Annotated in this window: 20 protein-coding genes; 17 read left to right on the top strand and 3 right to left on the bottom strand. The window is 67.4% G+C overall.

What is annotated here, in order from left to right; all coding sequences use genetic code 11:
* Positions 1-39 precede the first annotated feature (39 nt).
* From WS87_RS10905 to WS87_RS10870, 8 genes are all read left to right on the top strand, one after another.
* Positions 40-966: a sugar ABC transporter substrate-binding protein gene (locus WS87_RS10905; protein WP_059817979.1), complete on the top strand. Its 927-nt coding sequence runs from the start codon at positions 40-42 to the stop codon at positions 964-966.
* Between the two features lie 68 nt (positions 967-1,034).
* A complete protein-coding gene (locus tag WS87_RS10900) occupies positions 1,035-2,609 on the top strand; it encodes a sugar ABC transporter ATP-binding protein (RefSeq protein WP_059817982.1) in 1,575 nt (524 codons plus the stop codon).
* A 27-nt stretch (positions 2,610-2,636) separates the two neighbouring features.
* On the top strand, positions 2,637-3,662 hold the full coding sequence (locus WS87_RS10895) for an ABC transporter permease (protein ID WP_014722872.1): 1,026 nt from the start codon (positions 2,637-2,639) through the stop codon (positions 3,660-3,662).
* A gap of 37 nt (positions 3,663-3,699) precedes the next feature.
* The gene (locus WS87_RS10890) at positions 3,700-4,614 is read left to right on the top strand and encodes a sugar phosphate isomerase/epimerase family protein (protein ID WP_059817984.1); all 915 of its coding nucleotides are present in this window, start codon (positions 3,700-3,702) and stop codon (positions 4,612-4,614) included.
* A gap of 70 nt (positions 4,615-4,684) precedes the next feature.
* A complete protein-coding gene (locus WS87_RS10885; protein ID WP_059524106.1) occupies positions 4,685-5,698 on the top strand; it encodes a Gfo/Idh/MocA family protein in 1,014 nt (337 codons plus the stop codon).
* An 85-nt stretch (positions 5,699-5,783) separates the two neighbouring features.
* A complete protein-coding gene (locus WS87_RS10880) occupies positions 5,784-6,710 on the top strand; it encodes a TIM barrel protein (protein WP_059817985.1) in 927 nt (308 codons plus the stop codon).
* Between the two features lie 54 nt (positions 6,711-6,764).
* Positions 6,765-7,937, top strand: coding sequence for a Gfo/Idh/MocA family protein (locus WS87_RS10875; RefSeq protein WP_059817987.1), 1,173 nt, complete (start codon positions 6,765-6,767; stop codon positions 7,935-7,937).
* Between the two features lie 284 nt (positions 7,938-8,221).
* Positions 8,222-9,106 (top strand): MurR/RpiR family transcriptional regulator, encoded by an 885-nt coding sequence (locus tag WS87_RS10870; RefSeq protein WP_059524114.1) that lies wholly within the window; start codon positions 8,222-8,224, stop codon positions 9,104-9,106.
* Between the two features lie 62 nt (positions 9,107-9,168).
* Here the strand turns inward: WS87_RS10870 and WS87_RS10865 are convergent, their stop codons facing one another.
* Complete coding sequence (locus tag WS87_RS10865) at positions 9,169-10,689, bottom strand: CoA-acylating methylmalonate-semialdehyde dehydrogenase (protein WP_059817989.1); 1,521 nt, start codon at positions 10,687-10,689, stop codon at positions 9,169-9,171.
* Between the two features lie 107 nt (positions 10,690-10,796).
* Here WS87_RS10865 and WS87_RS10860 point away from each other — a divergent pair, with 107 nt between their 5' ends.
* The 7 genes from WS87_RS10860 (at position 10,797) to WS87_RS10830 (ending at position 18,128) form a co-directional block, all read left to right on the top strand.
* Positions 10,797-11,732 (top strand): LysR family transcriptional regulator, encoded by a 936-nt coding sequence (locus WS87_RS10860; RefSeq protein ID WP_059817991.1) that lies wholly within the window; start codon positions 10,797-10,799, stop codon positions 11,730-11,732.
* Positions 11,733-11,859: 127 nt separating this feature from the next.
* Positions 11,860-12,087 (top strand): sulfurtransferase TusA family protein, encoded by a 228-nt coding sequence (locus WS87_RS10855; protein ID WP_006753156.1) that lies wholly within the window; start codon positions 11,860-11,862, stop codon positions 12,085-12,087.
* A gap of 226 nt (positions 12,088-12,313) precedes the next feature.
* On the top strand, positions 12,314-12,751 hold the full coding sequence (locus WS87_RS10850) for a hypothetical protein (protein WP_059817993.1): 438 nt from the start codon (positions 12,314-12,316) through the stop codon (positions 12,749-12,751).
* Positions 12,752-13,015: 264 nt separating this feature from the next.
* Entirely contained in the window at positions 13,016-13,720 is a 705-nt protein-coding gene (locus tag WS87_RS10845; protein ID WP_006402120.1) for a response regulator transcription factor, read from the top strand.
* Complete coding sequence (locus WS87_RS10840; RefSeq protein WP_059817996.1) at positions 13,717-15,078, top strand: FecR family protein; 1,362 nt, start codon at positions 13,717-13,719, stop codon at positions 15,076-15,078. Before WS87_RS10845 ends, WS87_RS10840 begins: the two co-directional genes overlap by 4 nt.
* Positions 15,079-15,088: 10 nt before the next feature.
* The gene (locus tag WS87_RS10835) at positions 15,089-17,476 is read left to right on the top strand and encodes a CHASE2 domain-containing protein (RefSeq protein WP_059817998.1); all 2,388 of its coding nucleotides are present in this window, start codon (positions 15,089-15,091) and stop codon (positions 17,474-17,476) included.
* Between the two features lie 37 nt (positions 17,477-17,513).
* Positions 17,514-18,128, top strand: coding sequence for a DUF4136 domain-containing protein (locus tag WS87_RS10830; RefSeq protein WP_059818000.1), 615 nt, complete (start codon positions 17,514-17,516; stop codon positions 18,126-18,128).
* A 59-nt stretch (positions 18,129-18,187) separates the two neighbouring features.
* Here WS87_RS10830 and galU read toward each other — a convergent pair whose 3' ends face one another.
* A complete protein-coding gene (gene galU, locus WS87_RS10825) occupies positions 18,188-19,072 on the bottom strand; it encodes a UTP--glucose-1-phosphate uridylyltransferase GalU (RefSeq protein WP_059818002.1) in 885 nt (294 codons plus the stop codon).
* Positions 19,073-19,160: 88 nt separating this feature from the next.
* Positions 19,161-22,028 carry a valine--tRNA ligase gene (locus WS87_RS10820; RefSeq protein WP_059818004.1) on the bottom strand — a complete coding sequence of 956 codons (2,868 nt, stop codon included), beginning with the start codon at positions 22,026-22,028 and terminating at the stop codon, positions 19,161-19,163.
* Between the two features lie 214 nt (positions 22,029-22,242).
* Here WS87_RS10820 and WS87_RS10810 point away from each other — a divergent pair, with 214 nt between their 5' ends.
* Both WS87_RS10810 and WS87_RS10805 read left to right on the top strand, forming a co-directional pair.
* The gene (locus WS87_RS10810; RefSeq protein WP_059681737.1) at positions 22,243-24,606 is read left to right on the top strand and encodes a UvrD-helicase domain-containing protein; all 2,364 of its coding nucleotides are present in this window, start codon (positions 22,243-22,245) and stop codon (positions 24,604-24,606) included.
* Positions 24,603-25,400, top strand: coding sequence for a 5'-methylthioadenosine/adenosylhomocysteine nucleosidase (locus WS87_RS10805; RefSeq protein ID WP_059818006.1), 798 nt, complete (start codon positions 24,603-24,605; stop codon positions 25,398-25,400). Before WS87_RS10810 ends, WS87_RS10805 begins: the two co-directional genes overlap by 4 nt.
* Positions 25,401-25,425: the final 25 nt, after the last annotated feature.

Genomic DNA, 25,425 nt, shown 5'->3' with positions numbered 1-25,425 from the left:
CCGTTTTCCGCCCCCCGGAGATGAGGAGACAGAGTGATCATGAAGACCAAGCTGATGGCCGCCGCGGCCGCCGCGATCCTGGCCATGCCGCTCGCGCATGCCGAGAAGATCGGCGTGACGATGGCATCGTTCGACGACACGTTCCTGACGATCCTGCGCAACAGCATCGGCGACGCGGCGAAGAAGGACGGCGCGACCGTACAGATCGAGGACGGCAGCAACGACGTCGGCAAGCAGTTGAGCCAGGTCCAGAACATGATCGCGCAGAAGGTCGACGCGATCATCGTGAATGCGGTCGACACCGACGCGACGCCGAAGATCACGAAGATGGTGACCGCCGCGAAGATTCCGCTCGTCTACGTGAACCGCAAGCCGGTCGATTTCGACAAGCTGCCGGCCGGCGTCGCGGTGGTCGCGTCCGACGAGAAGCAGTCGGGCACGCTGCAGGCGCGCCAGGTGTGCAAGCTGCTCGGCGGCAAGGGCGACATCCTCGTGCTGATGGGCGAGCTGTCCAACGAGTCGGCGCGCGCGCGCACCAAGGACATCGAGGACGTGATCGCGACCAAGGACTGTTCCGGCATGAAGATCGTCGACAAGCGCGAAGGCAAGTGGAGCCGCACGCAGGGCCAGGACATCACGATGAACTGGCTGAGCTCCGGGACGAAGTTCGATGCGATCGTGTCGAACAACGACGAAATGGCGATCGGCGCGATCAACGCGCTGAAGGCCGCGCGCAAGCTGACGCCGAAGACGGTCGTCGCGGGCATCGACGCGACGCCGGACGGGCTCGCGGCGATGAAGAGCGGCGACCTGAAGGTGTCCGTGTACCAGAACGCGGCCGGGCAGGGGGCGCAGGCCGTCGCGACCGCGCTGAAGCTCGCGAAGAAGCAGCCGGTCGACCGCTACGTGAACGTGCCGTTCGAGCTGGTCACGCCGGAGAACATGAACCAGTACGCGAAGCACTGACCGGTTTTTCCGCTGAACTGCGCGAGCCCGGCGCGTCCGGGTTCGCGTGTGACTTTCGAGGAACGTCCATGTTTACAGCCAGGATGGCGCGCTCGATGGCCAGCGAAAGCGCGCCGGCCGCCTCGTTCGCCGCGTCGGGTTCGTCCGGTGCGCCCGTCGACGATTGCCTGCTCGAGGTGCGCGGCGTCGGCAAGTCGTTTCCCGGCGTCGTCGCGCTCGACGGCGTGCAGTTCCGCGTGCGCCGCGGCACCGTGCATGCGCTGATGGGCGAGAACGGCGCCGGCAAGTCGACGCTGATGAAGATCATCGCCGGCGTCTACACGCCCGACCAGGGCGAGATCCTGATCAACGGTGAGCCGGTCGTGCTGAGCGGTCCGCTCGACGCGCTCGATCGCGGGATCGCGATGATCCACCAGGAACTCAACCTGATGCCGTACATGACGGTCGCGGAGAACATCTGGATCCGCCGCGAACCGAAGAACCGCTTCGGCCTGATCGATCACGCCGAGCTGCGCCGCCGCACCGCCGCGCTGTTCGAGCGGCTGTCGATCGACATCGACCCCGAAGCCGACGTACGCACGCTGACGGTCGCGAGCCGCCAGATGGTCGAGATCGCGAAGGCGGTGTCGTTCGACTCGGACGTGCTGATCATGGACGAGCCGACCTCCGCGCTGACCGACAAGGAAGTCACGCACCTGTTCCGGATCATTCGCCAGCTGCGCGAGCAGGGCAAGGGCATCGTCTACATCACGCACAAGATGAACGAGCTGTTCGAGATCGCCGACGAGTTCTCGGTGTTCCGCGACGGCAAGTACATCGGCACGCATGCGTCGACCGACGTCACGCGCGACGACATCATCCGGATGATGGTCGGCCGCGAGATCACGCAGATGTTCCCGAAGGAGGAGGTGCCGATCGGCGACGTCGTGCTGGCCGTGAAGAACCTCGGCGTCGACGGCGTGTTCCGCGACGTCAGCTTCGAGCTGCGCGCGGGCGAGATCCTCGGCGTCGCGGGCCTCGTCGGCTCGGGGCGCTCGAACGTCGCGGAGGCGCTGTTCGGCGTCGTGCCGGCGACTGCGGGCGAGATCCGGATCGACGGCAAGCCGGTGCGAATTTCCACGCCCGCGCAGGCGATGAAGCACGGGATGGCGTTCCTCACCGAGGACCGCAAGGACACCGGTTGCTTCCTGAATCTCGACCTGCTCGCGAACATGGAAGCGGCGGTGCTCAGCAACCGCTACGTGAAGTTCAATTTCGTGCGGCAGGCGCAGCTGAAGCGCGATTGCGAGGAAATGAGCCGGATGCTGCGCGTGAAGACGCCGGGGCTGCACGAGGAAATCCAGAACCTGTCGGGCGGCAACCAGCAGAAGGTGCTGATCGGCAGATGGTTGCTGACGCAACCGCGCATCCTGATCCTCGACGAGCCGACGCGCGGGATCGACGTCGGCGCGAAGGCCGAGATCCACCGGCTCGTCAGCGCGCTTGCCGGCAAGGGCGTCGCGGTTCTGATGATCTCGTCGGAAATGCCGGAAGTGCTCGGCATGAGCGACCGCGTGATGGTGATGCACGAAGGCCGGATGACCGGCATCGTCGAGCGCAAGGACGCCGACCAGGTCCGCATCATGGACCTGGCCTCGCGCTGAGCCGCAACAAGCATGGAGACAACTGAAATGGGCAACCTGAACCCGGTCGCGGACGCGCAGTCCATGACGATCAAGACGCGGCACGCGAAGTGGCCGCCCGAACTGAGCATCTTCCTCGTGCTGGTGGGCATCAGCCTGTTCTTCGAGGTGATCGGCTGGCTCGTCGTCGGCCAGAGCTTCCTGTTCAACGCGGAGCGGCTCGAGATCATCGTGTTGCAGATGGCCGTGATCGGCATCATCGCAGTCGGCGTGAACCTCGTGATCATCACCAGCGGGATCGACCTGTCGTCGGGGTCGGTCGTCGCCGCGGCGGCCGTCGTGTCGGCCAGCCTCGCACAGGTGTCCGATTTTCCGCGCGCGGTGTTCCCGCACCTGACCGACCTGCCGATCATCTGGCCGGTGCTGGCCGGCGTGTGCGTCGGCCTGCTGGTCGGCCTTCTGAACGGCTCGCTGATCGCGCTGACGGGGATCCCCCCGTTCATCGCGACGCTCGGCACGATGGTTGCCGCGCGCGGCTTCGCGAAGTGGTTCACCAACGGGATGCCGGTGTCGATGCTGACCGACCAGTTCGCGGCGATCGGCGCGGGCGCGAACCCGGTGATCATCTTCGTCGTGGTGGCGGCGATCTTCCACGTCGTGCTGCGCTACACGCGCTTCGGCAAGTACACGTATGCGATCGGCGCGAACCGCCACGCGGCCGTCGTGTCGGGCATCAACGTGACGCGCCACCTGGTGTTCGTCTATGCGATCGCGGGCCTGCTGAGCGGGATCGCGGGCACCGTGACGGCCGCGCGTGCGATCTCCGGCCAGTCGGGCATGGGCGTGATGTACGAGCTCGACGCGATCGCGGCCGTCGTGATCGGCGGCACGTCGCTGTCGGGCGGTCTCGGGCGCGTGACGGGCACCGTGATCGGCGTGCTGATCCTCGGCGTGATGACGTCGGGCTTCACGTTCATCCGGATCGACGCGTATTACCAGGAAATGGTCAAGGGCGCGATCATCGTCGCGGCCGTGATCGCCGACCAGTATCGCAACAAGAAGTCGCGGCGCTGATTCGCCACGGCCGAATGCTCAACCTTCCGGGAAGAAGATGAAGATCGCTCTGGATCCCTACATGATTCGTCACCTGCCGCTCGACCGGCTGCCGCATGCCGTCGCCGAGCTCGGCTACGATCAGATCGAGCTGTCGCCGCGCAGCGACTTTCTCGACTGGTGGGTGATGCCGCGCGCGACGCGCGAGCGCATGGCCGCGTTCCGGCACGCGTTGCGCGCAAGCGGCGTGGGCCTCGCGTCGCTGCAGCCGATGTACCGCTGGGCCAGCCCGTTCGACGACGAGCGGCAGTGGGCCGTGCGCTGCTGGAAGAAGGCGATCGAGGTCGCGCTCGAGATGGAATGCCCGCTGATGGTGTCCGAATTCGGGCGCGGCGCGTCGCCGGAGCGCTCGGTCGGCGAACGGCCGGGCGCGAACCCGAAGGAGCTGTGCGAAGCCGCGTGGTTCCGTTCGATGGACGAGCTGCTGCCGATCCTCGAGCGCGAACGCATCGTGCTGTCGGTCGAGCCGCATCCGGAGGACTGGATCGAGCAGCTGCAGCCGGCGATCGACATCGTCACGAACATCGGCTCGCCGTCGCTGAAACTGTCGTACATCGCGCCGCACACGTTCTACTACGGCGACGACATGGCGGCGATGATCGCGGCCGCCGCGCCGATCCTCGCGCACGTGCGCGTGGCCGACACCTTCGATCACCGCAAGAGCAGCCAGCTACGCTACATCGTGAACCCGCCGGGCTCGAATCAGATCCGCGTGCACCAGCATCTCGACATCGGGCAGGGCGAGATCGACTGGGACGTGTTTTTCCGCGCACTCGGCAGCGTCGGCTTCGACGGCGTGATGTCGTCGTGCGTGTTCGCGTGGGAGGACCGCGCCGAAGCATCGTCGCGCTACATGCGCGACACGATCCAGCGCTACGTCGAGCGCCATTTCGAACGGGCGACCGCGCGCTGACCCGCCTGGAATTGCTGACCGGCGCGGCACGGGCCGTGCCGTTGATGAACGACAGACTGGAGATATCCGGATGACCTTGCAAATCGGCGTGATCGGCTGCGGCGCGATCGGCCAGGACCATATCCGCAGGCTCACGCGCACGCTGTCCGGCGCGCGCGTGGTGGCCGTCAACGACATCGATCCGCAGCAGGCGCGCGACGCGGTGACGAAGTACGGGCTCGACGCGGAAATCTACGGCGACGGCCACGAGGTGGTCGCGGCCGCCGACGTGCAGGCCGTGCTCGTCACGTCGTGGGGGCCGACGCACGAAGCGTTCGTGCTCGACGCGATCGCGCACGGCAAGCCGGTGTTCTGCGAGAAGCCGCTCGCGGTGACGGCCGACGGTTGCATGCGCATCGTCGAGGCCGAGGTCGCGCACGGCAAGCGGCTCGTGCAGGTCGGCTTCATGCGGCCGTACGACGAAGGCTATCGCGCGCTGAAGCGCGTGATCGACGGCGGCGAGATCGGCGCGCCGCTGATGCTGCATTGCGCGCACCGCAACCAGTCGGTCGGCGAGCGCTATACGACCGACATGGCGATCACCGACACGCTGATCCACGAGCTCGACGTGCTGCGCTGGCTCCTCGGCGAGGACTACACGAGCGCGCAGGTCGTCTACCCGAAGAAGACGCGTCATGCGAGCGCGCATCTCGCCGATCCGCAGATCGTGCTGCTCGAAACCGCGAGCGGCGTGCGCATCGACGTCGAGATCTTCGTCAACTGCCAGTACGGCTATGACATCCAATGCGAGGTGGTCGGCGAGAACGGCATCGCGAAGCTGCCCGATCCGCCCGCGGTCGGGCTCAAGCATGCGGCGCGGCAGTCGGTCGAGATCATGACCGACTGGAAAGAGCGCTTCATCGCGTCGTACGACGTCGAGCTGCAGGCGTTCATCGACGGCGTGCGACAGGGGGCGCTGACCGGCCCGTCCGCATGGGACGGCTATGCGGCGGCAGTCGCGGCCGATGCGTGCGTGCGCGCGCAGCAGAGCGGGGCGGTCGAGCCGATCGCGATGGCCGAACGCCCTGCGTTTTATCGCGGCTGAACCGGCTGAACAAGCTGATACCGGGCCGCATGTCCATGCGGCCACGCTCGCGGCCGCGCGCCGCTTTCCTGATGAACCGACCGACATGACGATGAAGATTGGCTGCGCGCCCTGCTGCTGGGGCGTCGACGATGTGAAGAACCCGCACCTGCCGCCGTGGCGGCGCGTGCTCGCCGAAGCTGCAGAGGCCGGCTATTCGGGCATCGAGCTCGGCCCGTACGGCTACATCTCGCTCGAGCTCGACGTGGTGAGCGCCGAGCTCGAACGGCAGCGCTTGAGCATCACCGCCGGCACGATCTTCGACGACCTGGTGTCGCCGGAGAACCTGCCGAACCTGCTGCGCCAGACGCGCGAGATTTGCGCGCTGATCTCGCGCTTGCCGAAGTTGCCGACGCAGCCGGGTCAGCGCCATGCGGCGCCGTATCTGGTCGTGATGGACTGGGGGCACGACGAACGCGACTACGCGGCCGGCCATGCCGATCGTGCGCCGCGCCTGTCCGACGAACGCTGGGCGCGCATGGTCGACCACATTCGCGAGATCGCGACGATCGCGCGCGACGAATTCGGCGTGCGCGCGGTGATCCATCCGCATGCGGGCGGCTACATCGAGTTCGCGGACGAGATCGACCGGATCGTCGCCGACATCGCCGCCGATACGGCGGGCCTCTGTCTCGACACCGGGCACCTGTACTACTCGGGGATGGATCCCGAGACGTGGCTGCGCCGTCACGCGGCGCGGCTCGACTACGTGCATTTCAAGGATATCGACGCGGCCGTGTATCACGCGGTGATGGGCGAACACATTGCGTTCTTCGCGGCGTGCGCGCGCGGCGTGATGTGCCCGATCGGCAATGGCGTGCTCGACTACCGAGCGATCCGTCGCGCGCTCGACGACATCGGCTATGCGGGCTACATCACGATCGAACAGGAGCGCGATCCGCGCAACGCCGGCACGAGCCTACGCGACGTCGCGGCGAGCCGCGCGTTTCTCGCGTCGGCCGGATTCGCGTAATCGGCCGTCGGCCCGACATTCTGAACACTGAACACGGACAGGAACACGACAATCATGATCGACGGACAGATTCTGCTCGGACATTCGATTCCCTGGGGCATGGTCGGCGGCGGGCTCGGCAGCCAGATCGGCTACAGCCACCGGTCGGCCGCGTTGCGCGACGGCAGTTTTCGGCTGGTCGCCGGCGCATTCGACATCGATGCCGAGCGCGGCCGGCAGTTCGGTGTGAAGCTCGGCGTCGACGCCGAGCGCTGCTATTCCGACTATCGGACGATGTTCGAGGCCGAGGCGAAGCGCGCCGACGGCATTCGCGCGGTGTCCATCGCGACACCGAACAATACGCACTTCGAAATTTGCCGCGCGGCGCTGAACGCGGGGCTGCATGTCGTGTGCGAGAAACCGCTGTGCTTCACGACCGAGGAGGCCGAGACGCTGCAGCGGCTGTCGGTCGAGAAGAATCGCATCGTCGGCGTCGCGTACGGTTATTCAGGTCACCAGATGATCGAGCAGGCGCGCGAAATGATCGCGCGCGGCGATCTCGGCGAGATCCGCATCGTGCAGATGCAGTTCGCGCACGGCTTCCACAGCGAGGGCGTCGAGGCCGCGAGCGCGGCCGCCCGCTGGCGCGTCGACCCGAAGTTCGCGGGCCCGAGCTACGTGCTCGGCGACATCGGCACGCATCCGCTGTACATCTCGGAAGTGATGGCGCCCGAGCTGAAGATCCGCCGCCTGATGTGCTCGCGGCAAAGCTTCGTGAAGAGCCGCGCGCCGCTCGAGGACAACGCGTTCACGATCATGGAATACGACACGGGCGCGATCGGCTACGTCTGGTCGAGCGCGGTGAACGCGGGCTCGATGCACGGGCAGAAGGTGCGCGTGATCGGCTCGAAGGCGAGCGTCGAATGGTGGGACGAACATCCGAACCAGTTGCGCTACGAAATCCAGGGGCAGCCCGCGCAGGTTCTCGATCGCGGAATGGGCTATCTGCATCCGCACGCCTTGCGCGAGGATCGCATCGGCGCCGGGCATCCGGAAGGGCTGTTCGAAGCGTGGTCGAACCTGTATGCGCGTTTCGCGCTCGCGATGGACGCGGCCGACCGCGGCGATGCGCAGGCATTGAAGCAAATCCGCTTTCCGGACGTCCACGCGGGCGTCGAAGGCGTGCGCTGGGTCGAGAACTGCGTGCGGTCCGCCGATGCGGGCGGCGTGTGGGTCGACTATCGTTGAGCCATGGACGGCCGACGCGCGGCATCGGCCTGCGGCGGCGGGTGTCGGCGTCCGCGTCGGTAAACGCCCTAATCTTTACGGCACGGCGCGCGCGTTGGAAAATCGTTTCCATTACCGCCGTGGAGCGTGTGCAGGTGATGATCGAGCGCGTGGGAGCGAGCGTGCGGCGCGGTCCGTGCCGCAAACGTGATTAAATTCGCCCTTCATGCATGTGTACAGGTGAGTCCCGGGCGGCGTGCGTCGGTATCGCGCGCGCATCGGGGCCGTCAACTTCGCGCTATCCGATGAGTTCATCCGAGAAACCTCCCGCCACCGTCGAGCAGTTCCTGCAGCATCTGACGCAGGAGTACGACGGCCTCAGCAATCGCCTGAAGGTGATCGCGCGTCACGTGGAAACGCATCGGGACCAGCTTGGTCTGGAAGGCATCCAGTCGCTCGCGGAGGCGTGCGGGGTCCAGCCGTCGGCCGTCGTGCGGTTCGCGAAGCATTTCGGCTTTTCCGGCTTCTCCGAGATGCAGCGATTGTTCCGCGAGGGCCTGGCCCAGCAGATCGCGCCGGGCCGCGCGTACAACCTGCGATTGCGCGACGTGATCGAATCGGGCTCGTCGAGCCTGCAACCCGAGCAGATCGCCGACGAATTCATCAAGGGCAGCATTGCCGGGATGCAGCAGTTGCGGCAGACGCTCGACCCGCAGGCGCTCGCGCAGGCCGTCGACCTGCTCGCCGACACGCAGGCGATCTGGATCGCCGGCTCGCGCCGCGCGTTTCCGATCGCCGTCTATCTCGACTACGCGCTGCAGCACACCGACAAGCGCATCGGCCTGTTCAGCGCGCTCGGCAGTATGCATCTCGGGCAGATCCGGTCAGTGCGCGAGGGCGACGTGATGATCGTGATCTCGTTCATGCCGTATGCGGACGAGACGGTGCAGGTCGCGCAGCAGGCCGTGCAGCGCGGCGCGCGCCTGATCGCGATCACCGACAGCCGCATGAGCCCGCTGGCGCGGGAGGCGGAGGTGACGCTGATGGTGCAGGACAGCGCGACGTTCGGGTTCCGTGCGCTGACCGCGACGATGGGCCTCGCGCAGAGCCTGTTCGTGGCGCTCGCCTATCGGCTCGAGCTGTCGTACCTGCCGACCGCCGACGGCGGCCACGACACGAAGGCCGGCTGACGCCGGCCTTGCGCATGCGTGCCGCCCGCGGGCACATCCGGCGGGCGGCATGCGCATCGCGCTTACTTCGCGGTCGGCATCGCGAATTCCGCGCCCTTGCCGATGCTCGACGCCCAGCGCTGCATCACCGACTTCTGGCGCGTGTAGAAGCGCACGCCTTCCTCGCCGTATGCGTGCATGTCGCCGAACAGGCTCTTCTTCCAGCCGCCGAAGCCGTGCCATGCCATCGGCACCGGGATTGGCACGTTGATGCCGACCATGCCGACCTGGATGCGCCGCGCGAATTCGCGCGCGATGCCGCCGTCGCTCGTGAAGCACGACACGCCGTTGCCGAACTCGTGCGCGTTGATCAGGTCGACCGCCTCGCCGAAGTCCTTCACGCGCACGCAGCCGAGCACGGGCCCGAAGATTTCTTCCTTGTAGATGCGCATGTCGGGCGTCACATGATCGAACAGCGTGCCGCCGGTGAAGAAACCCGCCTCGCGGCCCGGCACGCGCAGCCCGCGCCCGTCGACCACCAGCTGCGCGCCTTCGCTGACGCCTTGCTCGATATAGCCTTCGATACGCTTGAGCGCTTCGCCGGTGACGATCGGGCCCATCTCGACTTCCGGCGACATCCCGTCGCCGATCACCAGCTTGCGCGCGCGCTCGGCAACCGCCGGCACGATCTTGTCGGCCACGTCGCCGACCAGCACCGCGACGCTGATCGCCATGCAGCGTTCGCCCGCCGAGCCGTACGCGGCACCGATCAGCGCGTCGACCGCCTGCTCGATGTTCGCGTCGGGCATCACGACGAGGTGGTTCTTCGCGCCGCCGAGCGCCTGCACGCGCTTGCCCGACTGCACCGCGCGCTGCTGCACGTAGGCCGCGATCGGCGTCGAGCCGACGAAGCTGACAGCCTGCACGTCCGGATGGTCGAGCAGCGCGTCGACCGCGCCCTTGTCGCCCTGCACGACGTTGAACACGCCGGCGGGCAGGCCGGCCTGCGTGAGCAGGTCGGCCATGAACAGCGCCGCCGACGGGTCGCGTTCGCTCGGCTTCAGCACGAACGTGTTGCCCGTCGCGAGCGCGACCGGGAACATCCAGCACGGCACCATGCACGGGAAGTTGAACGGCGTGATCCCGGCGACGACGCCGAGCGGCTGGCGCATCGTCCAGTTGTCGATGCCGGTGCTGACCTGATCGGTGAAGTCGCCCTTCAGCAGCTGCGGCACGCCGCATGCGAATTCGATGATGTCGATGCCGCGCGCGACTTCGCCCTGCGCGTCGGAGAACACCTTGCCGTGCTCGGCCGTGATGATCGCCGCGAGCGCGTCGCGGTGTTCGTTCATCAGCTGCAGGAAGCGGTGCAGCACGCGTGCGCGGCGGATCGGGGGCGTGGAGGCCCAGGCCGGGAACGCGGCGTGGGCGGACGCGACGGCCTGCTGCACCTCGTCGTCGCCGGCGAGCGCGACGCGGCGCACCGCGCGGCCGAGCGCCGGATTGAGGACGTCCTGGAAGCGGCCGCTGCGGCCGGCAACGGGCGCGCCGTCGACATAGTGGCCGACGTCGGCGTCGGACGTGTAGGCGGGAACCGGGTTCATCGTGTCTCCTGATATGGGGGTGGACGGAACCTAGTCTAGGCAAAGCGGCGGGGCGGGAGAAGGCCGCGCAGCTTGATTCACTGTTCAGAATTCTGAATAATCAGCGGATGAATCAGCAAAATGTTCAGGCGCTCTGGCCGCATATCCATTCGCTGACGGTGCTGGCGGCGGCAGGCAGTTTCACCGCCGCCGCGCAGCGGCTCGGCATCAGCAAGGCCGCGATGAGCCAGCGCATCGCCGATCTCGAGAAGGCGGCCGGCGTGCCGCTGGTGCGGCGCACGACGCGCAGCGTGCGGCTCACCGACGCGGGGCAGACGCTGGTCGACAGCACGCGCGACGCGTTCGAATCGATCGGCCAGCACTTCGCGCGCGTGAAGGACCTGGCCGGCGAGCCGCGCGGGCTGCTGCGCGTGACGGCGCCCGTCGCGCTGGGGCGCCAGCAGGTCGTGCCGCACTTGCCCGATTTCCTGCGGCAGCATCCGGGCGTGCATATCGAACTCGACCTGTCCGACCGGCTGCATTCGCTGACGCAGGAGGGTTTCGACCTCGCGATCCGCCATACGACGACCGCGCCGCAAACCCACGTCGCGTGGAAGCTGTGCGACACGCGTTCGTTGCTGGTCGCGAGCCGGGACTACCTCGACGCGCGCGGCACGCCGCGCCACCCGAGCGAGCTCGTCGACCACAGCTGCCTGTGCTACCTGCGCGACAACGAACCGGCGGCGTGGAGCTTCGAGCCGGACGGCCGCCGGCGCCAGCGCGTGAGCGTGCCCGTGCGCGGCAGCTTCGCGGCGAACAACAGCGAGGCAATGCGCGAGGCCGCACTCGGCGGGCTCGGCATCGCGCTGCTGCCGGATTTCAGCGCGCGGCGCGATCTCGACGCCGGCCGGCTCGTCGCGCTGCTCGACGGCTGGCGACCGTCGGGCGCGTTCGGCGAGCACATCTTCGCGATCCGGCCGTACAGCCCGGTTGTGCCGAGCGCGGTGCGCGCGCTCGTGAGGCACCTGCGCGAGCGGCTCGCGGGCGGTTTCACGGGCGCCTGACGGGCGAGGGCGGGCGCGCCGGTCGTATGGCCGGGCTCCGGCCGCGCGGGCAGGGGTGGCCGCGCTGCGGTAAAATCGCCGCTTCCTCCCGCGCCCGTGTGGCGCGTTATTCGAAGGTCGACAGCCGATGCAGATTCACAAGGAAGTGGATGCGCGCGGGCTCAATTGCCCGTTGCCGATCCTGCGCGCCAAGAAAGCGCTCGCCGATATGGAGAGCGGGCAGATCCTCAAGGTGCTCGCGACCGATCCGGGCTCGCAGCGCGATTTCGCCGCGTTCGCGAAGCAGACGGGCAACGAGATCGTCGAAGTGACGACCCAGGACAAGACGTTCGTGTTCCTGATGCGCCGCCGCTGACGGCCCGCATCACGCGCCGCTTGCGGCAACCGGACGGGCAGCGCCTGTTGCGGTCCGTCCGCGCCTCTGACACCTCTGACAATTCTTAAACCTCGTCGCACGGTCGGCTACGTATACTGACCCGGCCGGTCGTCCGTCTCGGATGGATGCGCCGGCCACGGTACGTCATACGAGGCTGGCACGGGGGCCATGCCTGACGCTACCGTCGTACAAACGGGGAGAGGACATGTCCTTCAGACCAGGGACCATTCGAAGTCCGTCCGCAGCGGAATGCATCGCGCCCGCACGCGCGGCGGGGTTGAGCCGGATCGAGCTCGACCCGCAACGGGATCGCCACGCGCGTGCTGCGCTGGAGGCATATGCCGATTCGGCGGCGGCCGAGATGCCGTGGCTGGCCGAATCGCTCGACGAACGGCTGCGCGGCGCCGCGCAGGACGACGGCGCGGGCCTCACGTATTGCGGCGCAACGATCGAGCGCGTGTTCGATCTCGCGCAGACGTGGGCGGCGAGCCAGCCCGACTACGCGGCGCCCGCGTGGGAGCGCGTGCGCGGCCAGCTGGAGCGGATGCTGGGGCTGCCGGAGGCGTTCCCGGTCGCGCGGCTGCGGCGCCTGTCGACCGACGATCTGGCCGAGCCGAAGGCCGGCAAGGCGGGCCCCGACTAGGCGCGCAATCGCGCGACGGGAAGGATTATTCGAATAAAGGACCGTAGTCCGCGCAATTTCTTGGCGAATTTCATACTACTATGATGAAATCGCCGGTTCGTCCGTGCCCCGTTTTTGAGATATTTCCCTGGGGCGGCCGTGCCGCGCAGGTTGCGCGCTCGGCAAACGACGGCTCGCCGGCCGGTGTCAAAGGCCGCGCGCGTGCTGCGCGGGGTGAGCGCGGGGAGCTGAACTGGACGAATCGTTTTCGATTTGCGGGGTGCTATGAGAATTGCTGTACTGGATGACGACCCGGCCCAGACGGATTTCGTCAGTCAAACGCTGACGGCCGCTGGCCACACATGCTATGCGTTCAAGGAAGGCAAGGCCCTGAAGAAGCGTCTGCAGCGCGAGACGTTCGATCTGCTCGTGCTCGACTGGAACGTGCCGGACATGTCCGGCGAGGAAGTGCTCAAGTGGGTGCGTGCGAACCAGACCGAGCACAGCCTGCCGATCATCTTCATGACGAGCCGCGACGACGAGGCGGGGATCACGCAGATCCTCAACGCCGGCGCCGACGATTACGTGGTCAAGCCCGTGTCGGGCCCGATCCTGCGCGCGCGCATCGGCTCGCTGCTGCGCCGCGCGTATCCGGTCAACGCTGAGGCGACCGTTCGCGAGTTCGACCAGTTCCGCTTCGACGTGAACCTGAAGCAGGCGTACGTCGGCGACAAGGCCGTGAGTCTCACGCAGAAGGAATTCGAGCTCGCGCTGCTGCTGTTCCAGCACCTCGACCGACCGCTGTCGCGCGCGCATATTCTCGATCTCGTGTGGAAGCAGGCGACCGACATTCCGTCGCGCACGATGGACACGCACATCTCGATGCTGCGCACGAAGCTCGGCCTGCGGCCGGAAAACGGCTATCGCCTCGCGCCGATCTACGGCTACGGCTACCGGCTCGAGCGGGTCGGCCAGGGAGAACCGGAGTGACCCAGCGAATCACGCAGCGCACGGCGCGCTTGCGCGCGGTGGCACTGCATGCGGCGTGCGCGGTCGCGTTCGCGTTCGCGGCACAGCAGGCCGTCGCGCAGCCGCCTGCTGCCGTGGGCAAGACGGTCGTCTACCGCACGCAGGCCGGCGACACGTTGTACGACGTCGCCGCGCGCTACTTGCAGGGCTCGGACGACTGGCAGCTGTTGCAGCAGATCAACGGCGTGCCCGCGCCGAAGCGCCTGCAGCCGGGCATCGCGCTGAAGCTGCCCGTCGCGCGTCTGCGCAAGGAAAAGCTGACCGCGCGCGTCGTCGCGGTGCAGGGCACGGCCGAGCGCGCGTCCGGCGACGCATACGCGCCGCTCGTGAGCGATGCGACGCTCACCGAGGGCGACCGCGTGCGCACCGGCGCGAACGGCTTCCTGACTCTCGAACTGGCCGACGGCACGCACATGAGCCTGCCGCCCGACAGTCAGCTCAACCTGAAGACCTTGCGCCGCACCGTGCTGACCGGCACGCTCGATCGCGAATTCGAACTCACGCGCGGCTCGGTCGACAGCGAGGTCACGCACCTGAAGAAACGCGACGACCGCTTCCAGATCCGCTCGCCGTCGGTCGTGGCCGGTGTGCGCGGCACGCGCTTCCGCGTGAACTACGACGCCGCCGGCAACGCGGCGACGCGCGTCGAGGTGCTCGACGGCACCGTCGGCGTCGCGGGCAAGCAGCAGTCGGCCGATCCGACGCTCGTGCATGCGAACTTCGGCAGCGTCTCGACGTCGTCCGGCGCGGTCGGCGCACCGGTGCAGCTGCTGTCGGCGCCCGCGCTCACGCATCCCGACAAGGTGCAGGACGAGCCCGACCTCACGTTCGACATCGCGCCGCTCGAGCATGCGCACGCCTATCACCTGCAACTCGCGCGCGACGCGGGCATGCTGGAGCTGTTCAGCGAAACGCGCACCGTCTCGTCGCGCGCGGTGTTCCGCGAGGTGCCGAACGGTACGTACTTCGTCCGGATTGCCGCGATCGACGACAACGGCCTCGAGGGCATGCCGCACATTTACGCGTTCGAGCGGCGCCTGATGGGGCTCGACGCGACCGCGTCGCCCGGCCCGAACGGCTATGAGTTCCGCTGGTCGCCGAATGGCGCGAGCAAGGATGCGCGTTATCGGTTCGTGCTGTCGCGCTCGAAGGACCTGAGCGCGCCGGTCGTCGACCAGATGGGCCTGCAGGCGCACAGGATCACGGTCGCGCACCTGCCGCCCGGCGACTACTACTGGGCGGTGACGGTCGAGGAGTTCGAAGGCGGCAAGTTCTATCAGAAGACGAGTCCGGTCAGCGCGTTCACGTTGTCGCGCTGACCCGCGGCGCATGAAAACCGACTCCGTTTCCCCGCGGCGGCGCCTCGGCCGCCGCTTCCTCATCGAGTGGATCGCGATCGGCTGCCTCGGGATCGCGGTGATCCTCGCATGCGCGTTCGGCCGGTTCTCGTCGAGCGTCGACGGGCTCATCTACGACCGGCTGCTGATGCTGCGCAGCCTGCCGTTGTCACCCGATGTCGTCGTCGTCGACATCGACAACCAGAGCGTGTCCGCACTCGGCCGCTGGCCGTGGCCGCGTAGCGTGCACGCGCGGCTGCTCGACACGCTGGCGCGTGCGCACCCGGCCGCGGTCGTCTACGACGTGCTGTTTACCGAGCAGTCGCCGGAGGATCGCGCGTTCGCGGACGCAATGACCCGTGTGCCGACCTTCCTGCCCGTCTTGCTGAGCCCGGAGCAGGCGGACGGCACGCGCACCGTCGATCCGCCGGTGGCGGAGCTCTCGGCACGCACGATGGGGCTCGGCCACATCAATCTCGAAGTTGATCCCGACGGCATCGTGCGCAGCGTCGCGCTGTTCGAAAGCGACGGACGCGTGCGCTGGCCGCAACTGATGGTGCCCGTCTATCGTGCGATCCAGGCCGGCCGGCTGCATCCGGTCGGCGGTGTGCCCGGGGCGAATGCGCACGACCTGTCGCGCGACGCGAACGGCGAGGGCCGCTACCTGATCCCGTTCAGCCGCAATACGCCCGCCTATCCGACGGTGTCGTTCGACGACGTGCTCGAAGGGCGCGTGAAACCCGACGCGCTGCGCGGCAAGATCGTCGTCGTCGGCGTGACCGCATCGGGCCTCTTCGACCGCTTCGCGACCCCGGTGTCGGGGGACTTCGGCCCGCTCGCCGGCGTGTACATTCATGCGAACGTGCTCGACATGCTGGCCACCGGCAGCGCGATCCTGCCCGCGCCTCGCGACTGGCTCTTCGCCGCATCGCTGCTGCCGCTCGCCGTGCTGCTGGGTGGTTTCCTGATGCTGTCGCCGTGGCGCGCGCTGCTGCTGACGCTGAGCCTGGCCGCGCTGTCCGTCGTCGCGAGCCTGGCGCTGCTGTTCGAGGCGCGCGTGTGGCTGTCGCCCGCGCCGGCGATCTTCGGGCTGATCGCCGTCTACCCGATCTGGAACTGGCGGCGCCTGGAAATGACGATGTCGCACCTGCGCCGTGAGCTGCAGCGGCTGGCCGACGAGCCGCACCTGCTGCCCGAGGCGCCGCGCACGCGCAGCGTCGGCGGCGACGTGCTCGAACGGCAGATAGCGCTGATGGCGCAGGCCGCGCAACGCGTGCAGGACATGAAGCGCTTCGTGTGGGACAGCCTCGACAGCATGCCGGAGCCGATCTTCGTCACCGACCTGGCCGGAACCGTGCTGATCGCGAACCATGCGGCGAAGCGCTACGGGGCGCGCCTCGCGCTGCCGCTGCCGGAAGGGCGGCCGCTGCGCGCCGCGCTCGGCGAGTTGACCTTCATGAAGACCGTCGACGGCAACGCCGAACACGACGTCACGATCCGCGAACACTGGCCGGCTGCGCTCGACCCGACGCTCGGGGCCGAAGACGAAGCGATGGCGCGCGGCATCGAGGTGCGCGATCGCGACGGGCTCGACCATCTGTTACGCTACGCCCCGTGTACGAATGCGCAGGGCCATGTGACGGGCTGGATCGCCGGCCTCGTCGACGTAACCGAGCTGCATGCGGCCGAGCGGCAGCGCGAGGAGGCGCTGCACCTGCTGTCGCACGACATGCGCTCGCCGCAGTCGTCGATCCTCGCGCTCGTCGAGATCGAGCGCGATCGTGTCGAAACCGACGCGATGCGCGGGCTGCTCGCGCGGATCGAGCGATATGCGCACCGTGCGCTGTCGCTCGCCGACGAGTTCGTGCAGCTGGCGCGCGCGGAGTCGCAGGCGTACCAGCTCGAACCGACCAGCCTCGTCGACGTGCTGATCGACGCGAGCGACGAAGTGTGGCCGCAGGCGCAGGCGAAGCGCATCCGCATCGAGACCGACGTCGGCGCCGACATGTGCTGGGCGCGTGCCGACCGCTCGCTGATCACGCGTGCGTTCGTCAACCTGCTGAACAATGCGGTCAAATACAGTCCGTCCGACACGGTGATCACGTGTACGCTGACGGTCGAGCATGCATCGAAGCGGATGTTCTGTACGATTCGCGATCAGGGGTACGGCATCGCGCCGGAAGATCAGCGGCATCTGTTCGAGCGTTTCAAGCGATTCCATGCGGGCGAGCGGCCCGAAATCTCGGGCTCGGGGCTCGGCATGGCATTCGTGAAGACGGTCGTCACGCGCCACGGCGGCAGCGTGACGGTCGACAGCGAAGTGGGTGTCGGCACCGCGGTGACGGTGTCGCTGCCCGCGATCGACGAGCCGTCCGCCTGACAGGGCCGGGCACGACGGCAGGCATTTGGGGGAAGTCATGAGAAAGGAATGGGCAGCGACCGCGCTCGCGGTGGCGCTGTTGACGGGTTGCGCCGGCGTCACGACCGGCGTGAGCGCGCTCGGGCAGCCGAACGCGTTCGAGTCCGGTTCGCACGACTACGAGCTCGTTCGCACGGCCGCTCAGGCCGACGATGCCGAATACCGGCAGATCGAGACGCTCGTGCGCGACGAGCTCGCGCACCGCGGCTTCGACGCGCAGCCTGGCCAGGCCGCGCGCTACCGGCTGTCGATCGCATACGCGACGCAGCCGGCGTCGGTCGCGGCGACGGCCGACCAGTGCGGCGCGGCAAGCAGCGCGTGCGTGACCGTCGACGGGCCGGCGCCGTTCGCGCTGCCGTTCGCGGGCAGCGTGTATCGCCACGTGCTGACGCTGCGTTTCGTCGACGCGAAGTCGGGCGCCGACGTCTATCGCGTGTCGGCGTCGATGCGCGACCGCGATGCGGGCACGCAGCAGGCCGCGCCGACGCTCGTGAAGAGCGCGCTCGCGAAGCTGCCGTTCGAGCAGGGCGACGGCTGGCTCGTGAAGACGAAAAAAGACGACGCGGGCGCGATGCCGGGCGTCGTCTCGGTGAAGTCGGCCGCCGCGCGCTGACGCGCCGGCCGTGAGGTGAGGGCGGGCCGCCGCGCAGGCGAGGCCGGCCCGTGCCGCGTTCAGGCAGCCGGTTGCCCGTTGCCGCGCGCGCGCAGATACGCGTCGAACTCGGCGCCGACTTCCGGGTGGCGCAGCGCGAACTCGACCGTCGCCTTCAGGTAGCCGAGCTTGCTGCCGCAGTCGTAGCGCGTGCCCTGATACTTGTAGGCCAGCACCTGTTCGTCGGCGAGCAGCGCCTGGATCGCGTCGGTGAGCTGTAGCTCGCCGCCCGCGCCAGGCTTCAGCGCGCGCAGATGTTCGAAGATCCGCGGCTTCAGGATGTATCGGCCGACCACGCCGAGGTTCGACGGCGCGACTTCCGGCGCCGGCTTCTCGACGATCGCCGACATCTTGACGATCGATTCTTCCCACTCCTTGCCGTCGACGATGCCGTACGACTTCGTCTCCGACGGCGGGATCTCCTCCACGCCGATCACCGAGCTGTGATAGTGGTCGAACACGTCGACCATCTGCTTCATCACGGGCGGGTTGCCGTCGAGCAGGTCGTCGGCGAGGATCACCGCGAACGGGTTGTCGGCGACGAGCTTCTCCGCGCACAGCACCGCATGGCCAAGGCCGAGCGCTTCCGGCTGGCGCACGTAGAAGCAGTCGACATGGCTCGGCTTGATGCTGCGCACGAGCTCGAGCAGTTTCTCCTTGCCGCGCGCCTCGAGTTCGGCCTCGACTTCGTACGACTTGTCGAAGTGGTCCTCGATCGCGCGCTTGCTGCGCCCGGTCACGAAGATCATTTCCGTGATGCCCGCGGCGATCGCTTCCTCGACGGCGTACTGGATCAGCGGCTTGTCGACGACGGGCAGCATTTCCTTCGGGCTCGCCTTCGTTGCCGGGAGGAACCGCGTGCCGAGACCGGCAACGGGGAATACCGCCTTGGTGACTTTCAACATGATCGAACCTTTATTCCTGTAATCGACTTGTCAGACAGTCTTATGTTCACGTTCCGATTATAGTGAACGCAAACGACCTTACCGTTTGTTACGCAGGCAACCGATCGAGCTGAGCGCGCAGTTTTTCCAGCGTGCTCTGGAATTCGGCGACACGCTTCTGCTCCTGTTCGACCACGGCCGGCGGCGCTTTCGCGACGAACGCCTCGTTGCCGAGCTTCGCGTTGCACTTCGCGATTTCGCCCGTCAGGCGCGCGATTTCCTTCGACAGGCGCTCGCGTTCGGCCGCGACGTCGATTTCCACTTTCAGTACCAGCTTGTTCGGGCCCACGATCGCGATCGGCGCGCCGTGCGCTGCCTGGTCGAGCGTCGCTTCGTCGGCCAGGATCTGCACTTCCGACAGGCGGGCGAGGGCCTGGACGTACGGCGCGAACGAGCGCAGGCGCTCGGCGTCGCCGGCCGCGAGCAGCGGCACCTTGGTCGCCGGCGACAGGTTCATCTCGCCGCGCAGGTTGCGGCACGCGTCGACGATCGCCTTCAGGTCGGCCGCCCATTGCTCCGACGCCTCGTCGATCTTCTGCAGGTTCGCGACCGGATACGCCTGCATCATCAGCGACGCTTCGCCTTCGGCCTTGCCTTGCGGATAACGGCCGGCGAGCGGCGCGACCTTCTGCCAGAGCGCTTCGGTGATGAACGGGATGATCGGGTGCGCGAGGCGCAGCACCGTTTCCAGCACGCGCAGCAGCGTGCGACGCGTCGCGCGCTGCTGTTCCGGCGTGCCGTTCTGGATCTGCACCTTCGCGAGTTCGAGGTACCAGTCGCAGTACTCGTCCCACACGAACTTGTAGATGCTGGTGGCGATGTTGTCGAAGCGGTAATCGGCGAAGCCCTTCGCGATGTCGGCCTCGGTGCGTTGCAGGAGCGACACGATCCAGCGGTCGGCCGCCGAGAAGTCGAGGTAGCCGCCGGGGCCGCAGTCGCCCGCGCCGCACACTTCCGGCTTGTCGGCGCCGCAGTCGTGGCCTTCGCAGTTCATCAGCACGAAGCGCGTCGCGTTCCACAGCTTGTTGCAGAAGTTGCGATAGCCTTCGCAGCGCGCGAGGTCGAAGTTCACGTTGCGGCCGAGCGTCGCCATCGACGCCATCGTGAAGCGCAGCGCGTCGGTGCCGAACGCGGCGATGCCGTCCGGGAATTCCTTGCGCGTCTTCTTCTCGATGGTGGCGGCCTGCTTCGGGTTCATCAGGCCCGTCGTGCGCTTCGCGACCAGCGTTTCGAGGTCGATGCCGTCGACGATGTCGATCGGGTCGAGCGTGTTGCCCTTGCTCTTCGACATCTTCTGGCCTTCCGCGTCGCGCACGAGGCCGTGCACGTAGACGGTGTGGAACGGCACCTTGCCGGTGAAGTGCGTCGTCATCATCACCATCCGGGCGACCCAGAAGAAGATGATGTCGAAGCCGGTGACGAGCACCGACGACGGCAGGAAGTGCTGCAGTTCAGGCGTGTCGTTCGGCCAGCCGAGCGACGAGAACGGCACGAGCGCCGACGAGAACCACGTGTCGAGCACGTCCTCGTCGCGCTTCAGCGCGCCGGCATAGCCCTTCGCGGCGGCCTGGGCGCGCGCTTCTTCCTCGTTGCGCGCGACGAACACCTCGCCGTTTTCGCCATACCATGCGGGAATCTGGTGCCCCCACCACAGCTGGCGCGAGATGCACCAGTCCTGGATGTTCTCGAGCCATTGATAGTAGGTGGTCGTCCAGTTTTCCGGCACGAACTTGATCTGGCCGTTTCGCACGACGTCGAGCGACGTTTCGGTGATCGACTTACCCGGGTTGAACGTGCCTTCCGGTGCTGGTTTCGTCATCGCGACGAACCACTGGTCGGTCAGCATCGGCTCGATCACGACGCCGGTGCGGTCGCCGCGCGGCACCATCAGCTTGTGCGGCTTGACGGAGTCGAGGAAACCCTCCGCATCGAGGTCGGCGACGATCGCTTTGCGCGCGTCGAAGCGGTCGAGGCCGCGATACTGCTCGGGGCCGTTGTCGTTGATCTTCGCGTCGAGCGTCAGGATCTCGATCGGCGCGAGGTTGTGGCGCAGGCCGACCTGGTAGTCGTTGAAGTCGTGCGCGGGCGTGACCTTCACGACGCCCGTGCCGAACTCGCGGTCGACGTAGTCGTCGGCGATCACCGGAATCTCGCGGCCCGTCAGCGGCAGCGTGACGAGCTTGCCGATCAGGTGCGCGTAGCGCTCGTCTTCCGGGTGGACCATCAGCGCGACGTCGCCGAGCATCGTTTCCGGGCGCGTGGTCGCGACGGTCAGCGAACCCGAACCGTCGACGAGCGGATAGCGGATGTGCCACAGGTGGCCGTTTTCCTCTTCGCTCGCGACCTCGAGATCCGACACCGCGGTGAGCAGCACCGGATCCCAGTTCACGAGGCGCTTGCCGCGGTAGATCAGGCCCTGTTCGTAGAGCGTGACGAACACGTCGCGCACGGCGGCCGACATCTTGTCGTCCATCGTGAAATATTCGCGCGACCAGTCGGTCGACGCGCCGAGACGACGCACCTGGCCGGTGATCGTCGAACCGGACTGCTGCTTCCACTCCCACACGCGCTCGACGAACTTCTCGCGGCCGAGGTCATGGCGCGATACGCCCTGTGCGTCGAGCTGGCGCTCGACGACGATCTGGGTCGCGATCCCCGCGTGGTCGGTGCCGGGCACCCAAAGCGTGTTCTCGCCGAGCATCCGGTGGTAACGGGCGAGGCCGTCCATGATCGTCTGGTTGAACGCGTGGCCCATGTGCAACGTGCCGGTGACGTTCGGCGGCGGCAGCTGGATCGCGAAATCGGGGCGTGCCGGATCGAATGCCGGTGCGGCATAGCCGCGTTTTTCCCACTCCGGCCCCCATTGGGACTCGATGGTGTGGGGCTCGAAACTCTTCGCAAGCGTGCTGTCGCTCATGGTTGGAAATCTGCCGAAAAATGCGTGAATTGGATGCCGAATCTGACAATTATAAATGGATGCACATCGGCCAGCCATCGCTTGCCCGGGCGGGCGGGTCGCGGGGGCGTCGCAACGCGGGCGACGGCAGGCGTCGGAACGGATCGGAAACGGCATCGCGCGGCCGACTTATAATGGCGGGTCCGCATTTTTCTCGCACGTCCGCTGCCGCTCCATGCCCGATCTGCTCGCCAATCTGAACCCTGAACAATACGCCGCCGTCACGCTGCCGAACGAACCGGCGCTGATCCTCGCGGGGGCGGGCAGCGGCAAGACCCGCGTGCTGATCACGCGCATCGCGTGGCTGATCCAGCAGGGCTACGCGTCGCCGGCCACGGTGCTTGCCGTCACCTTCACGAACAAGGCCGCGCGCGAAATGATGGCGCGGCTGTCGGCGATGATGCCGATCGACACGCGCGGCATGTGGATCGGCACGTTCCACGGGCTGTGCAACCGGATGCTGCGCACGCACTGGCGCGACGCCGGCCTGCCGCAGACCTTCCAGATCCTCGACACGGCCGACCAGTTGTCGGCGATCAAGCGGCTGATGAAGGCGGCGAATGTCGACGACGAAAAATATCCGCCGAAGAACGTCCAGTACTTCATCAACAACGCGAAGGAGCAGGGGCTGCGTCCCGACAAGGTCGACGCGTCCGACAACTTCAACCGCAAGTTCGTCGAGCTCTACCAGGCGTACGACCAGCAGTGCCAGCGCGAGGGTGTCGTCGACTTTCCCGAACTGCTGCTGCGCTGCTACGAGCTGCTCGCGTACAACGCGCCGCTGCGCGCGCACTACCAGGCGCGCTTCAAGCACATTCTCGTCGACGAGTTCCAGGACACCAACAAGCTGCAGTACGCGTGGCTCAAGATGCTCGCGGGCGGCGAGAACGCGATCTTCGCGGTGGGCGACGACGACCAGTCGATCTACGCGTTCCGCGGTGCGAACGTCGGCAACATGCGCGACTTCGAAGACGAATTCCGCGTGCGCAACCTGATCAAGCTCGAGCAGAACTACCGGTCGCACGGCAACATCCTCGACGCGGCGAACCAGCTGATCTCGAACAACTCGCATCGCCTCGGCAAGAACCTGCGCACCGACGCCGGCCACGGCGAGCCCGTGCGCGTGTACGAGGCGAGCACCGATGCGCAGGAGGCCGGCTGGATCGTCGAGGAGATCCGCTCGCTGATCAACACCGGGATGTCGCGCAGCGAGGTTGCCGTGCTGTATCGCAGCAACGCGCAGTCGCGTGCGATCGAGCACACGCTGATGACGTCGGGCATCCCGTATCGCGTGTATGGCGGTCTGCGCTTCTTCGAGCGCCAGGAAGTGAAGCATGCGCTCGCGTACCTGCGCCTGATCGACAACCCGAACGACGACACCGCGTTCGTGCGAGTCGTGAATTTCCCGACGCGCGGGATCGGCGCGCGCTCGATCGAGCAGCTCGCGGACGCGGCGCGCCTGTACGACTGCTCGATGGCCGCGGCGATTCCGTACGTCACCGGCAAGGCGGGCACGAGTCTCGGCGCGTTCGCAAACCTCGTCGCGAAGATGCGCGCCGAGACGCAGCAGATGAGCCTGCCGGAGACGGTCGAATACGTCGTGCGCGCGAGTGGCCTCGCCGATTTCTACCAGGGCGAGCGCGAAGGCCAGGACCGCCTCGAGAACTTGCAGGAACTCGTGAACGCGGCCACCGCGTTCGTCAGCGAGGAAGGTTACGGGCTCGATGCGCCGGCCCGCTCGATTCCGCTGCGCGCGGGCGCGATCGCGGCGCCGGAGCTCGGCGTGGACGCGGACGATCCGACGGTCGACGTGCTCGATCCGGCGCCGCTCGGCGACCCCGCGCAGAATCCCGACACGATGACGCCGCTCGCGGGCTTCCTGTCGCACGCGTCGCTGGAAGCCGGCGACAACCAGGCGCAGGCTGGCCAGGACGCGGTGCAACTGATGACGGTGCACGCGGCGAAGGGTCTCGAATTCTCGGCCGTGTTCATCACCGGCCTCGAGGAAGGGCTGTTCCCGCACGAGAACAGCGTGCTCGAATCGGACGGTCTCGAGGAAGAGCGGCGGCTGATGTACGTTGCGATCACGCGCGCAAAGGAGCGGCTCTACCTGTCGTTCGCGCAAAGCCGGATGCTGCACGGCCAGACGCGCTACAACGTGCGCTCGCGCTTTTTCGACGAATTGCCGGAGCACGTGCTGAAGTGGCTCACGCCGAAGGTCGAGGCGGGCTCGCGCTGGGGCGGCCGCTCGGACAATGCCGGCTGGGGGCGCGACTGGTTCGCGCGGCCGGGCGGCGGCAGTCGCGAGCAGGTCGTCGATGCGGCGGTCTCCGCGCCGCTGCCGGCGTTCGCGAACAAGCAGCGCGCGGCCGACACTGGCTTCCGCATCGGCCAGCAGGTATTCCATACCAAGTTCGGCGAGGGGACGGTCACCGCGCTCGAAGGCAACGGCGCCGATGCGAAGGCGCAAGTGAAGTTCAAACGGCACGGCGAGAAATGGCTCGCGCTGGCGGTCGCGAAACTGCAGGCGGTGGAATGATGAGCATCGACATGGTTGAAACGGTATCGACGCGTCCGCTCGGCATTCTGGCCGCGCTGCCCGAGGAACTCGGCGACCTGATCGCCGCGATGCGTGCCGAAGGCGCGATGAAGACGATCACGCTCGGCCGCCGTGATTACCATGTCGGCACCGTGCACGGAGCGGCCTGTGTCGTCACGCTCGCGCGGGTCGGCAAGGTGGCGGCCGCCGCGACGGTCAGCGCGCTGATTCACGTGTTCGGCGTGTCCGGCATCGTCTTCACCGGCGTCGCCGGCGGCGTGTCGCGCACGGTGCGCGTCGGCGACGTCGTCGTCGCCGATCTGCTGCTGCAGCACGATCTCGATGCGTCGCCGCTGTTTCCGCGCTACGAGGTGCCGCTGCTCGGCATCACGCGGTTCGCGACCGATGCGGCGCTGACGGCTCGCCTGAAGGCCGCATGCACGCTGTTCGTCGCCGAGGAGGGCGCGCGATTCGCCGAGCGTTTCGGGCTGGCGGGTGCGACGCTGCACGGCGGGCTGATCATCAGCGGCGACCGCTTCGTGTCGAGCGAGCGGGAAGTCGTCGCGCTGCGCGACGCGCTGCCGGACGCGCTCGCGGTCGAGATGGAAGGCGCGGCGATCGCGCAGGTCTGCGCCGAGCACGACGTGCCGTTCGCCATCGTGCGCACGATCTCCGATACGGCCGACGATCATGCGACGCAGTCGTTCTCGCACTTCCTGTCGGCGATCGCGAGCAACTATTCGTCCGGCATCCTCAAGCGTTTCCTGACGCTGCATGCGACGACGGCGGCCTGAAGCCGCCGTCGTACTTTCCCTTCAA

It is taken from the genome of Burkholderia sp. MSMB0856, assembly GCF_001524645.2.
Taxonomy (GTDB): Bacteria; Pseudomonadota; Gammaproteobacteria; order Burkholderiales; family Burkholderiaceae; genus Burkholderia; species Burkholderia diffusa.
The sequence above is the reverse complement of the archived record's forward strand: the minus strand, read 5'-3'. Positions and strand labels throughout refer to the sequence as shown.

Bases quoted from the DNA above. Each gene is read 5' to 3' on its own strand.
- WS87_RS10820 (WP_059818004.1), bottom strand. From the start codon at position 22,028: ATGAGCGACAGCACGCTTGCGAAGAGTTTCGAGCCCCACACCATCGAG.
- WS87_RS10885 (WP_059524106.1), top strand. From the start codon at position 4,685: ATGACCTTGCAAATCGGCGTGATCGGCTGCGGCGCGATCGGCCAGGAC.
- WS87_RS10895 (WP_014722872.1), top strand. From the start codon at position 2,637: ATGGGCAACCTGAACCCGGTCGCGGACGCGCAGTCCATGACGATCAAG.
- WS87_RS10845 (WP_006402120.1), top strand. From the start codon at position 13,016: ATGAGAATTGCTGTACTGGATGACGACCCGGCCCAGACGGATTTCGTC.
- WS87_RS10900 (WP_059817982.1), top strand. From the start codon at position 1,035: ATGTTTACAGCCAGGATGGCGCGCTCGATGGCCAGCGAAAGCGCGCCG.
- WS87_RS10805 (WP_059818006.1), top strand. From the start codon at position 24,603: ATGATGAGCATCGACATGGTTGAAACGGTATCGACGCGTCCGCTCGGC.
- WS87_RS10865 (WP_059817989.1), bottom strand. From the start codon at position 10,689: ATGAACCCGGTTCCCGCCTACACGTCCGACGCCGACGTCGGCCACTAT.
- WS87_RS10875 (WP_059817987.1), top strand. From the start codon at position 6,765: ATGATCGACGGACAGATTCTGCTCGGACATTCGATTCCCTGGGGCATG.
- WS87_RS10855 (WP_006753156.1), top strand. From the start codon at position 11,860: ATGCAGATTCACAAGGAAGTGGATGCGCGCGGGCTCAATTGCCCGTTG.
- galU (WP_059818002.1), bottom strand. From the start codon at position 19,072: ATGTTGAAAGTCACCAAGGCGGTATTCCCCGTTGCCGGTCTCGGCACG.
- WS87_RS10890 (WP_059817984.1), top strand. From the start codon at position 3,700: ATGAAGATCGCTCTGGATCCCTACATGATTCGTCACCTGCCGCTCGAC.
- WS87_RS10830 (WP_059818000.1), top strand. From the start codon at position 17,514: ATGAGAAAGGAATGGGCAGCGACCGCGCTCGCGGTGGCGCTGTTGACG.
- WS87_RS10835 (WP_059817998.1), top strand. From the start codon at position 15,089: ATGAAAACCGACTCCGTTTCCCCGCGGCGGCGCCTCGGCCGCCGCTTC.
- WS87_RS10880 (WP_059817985.1), top strand. From the start codon at position 5,784: ATGACGATGAAGATTGGCTGCGCGCCCTGCTGCTGGGGCGTCGACGAT.
- WS87_RS10870 (WP_059524114.1), top strand. From the start codon at position 8,222: ATGAGTTCATCCGAGAAACCTCCCGCCACCGTCGAGCAGTTCCTGCAG.
- WS87_RS10810 (WP_059681737.1), top strand. From the start codon at position 22,243: ATGCCCGATCTGCTCGCCAATCTGAACCCTGAACAATACGCCGCCGTC.
- WS87_RS10850 (WP_059817993.1), top strand. From the start codon at position 12,314: ATGTCCTTCAGACCAGGGACCATTCGAAGTCCGTCCGCAGCGGAATGC.
- WS87_RS10905 (WP_059817979.1), top strand. From the start codon at position 40: ATGAAGACCAAGCTGATGGCCGCCGCGGCCGCCGCGATCCTGGCCATG.
- WS87_RS10860 (WP_059817991.1), top strand. From the start codon at position 10,797: ATGAATCAGCAAAATGTTCAGGCGCTCTGGCCGCATATCCATTCGCTG.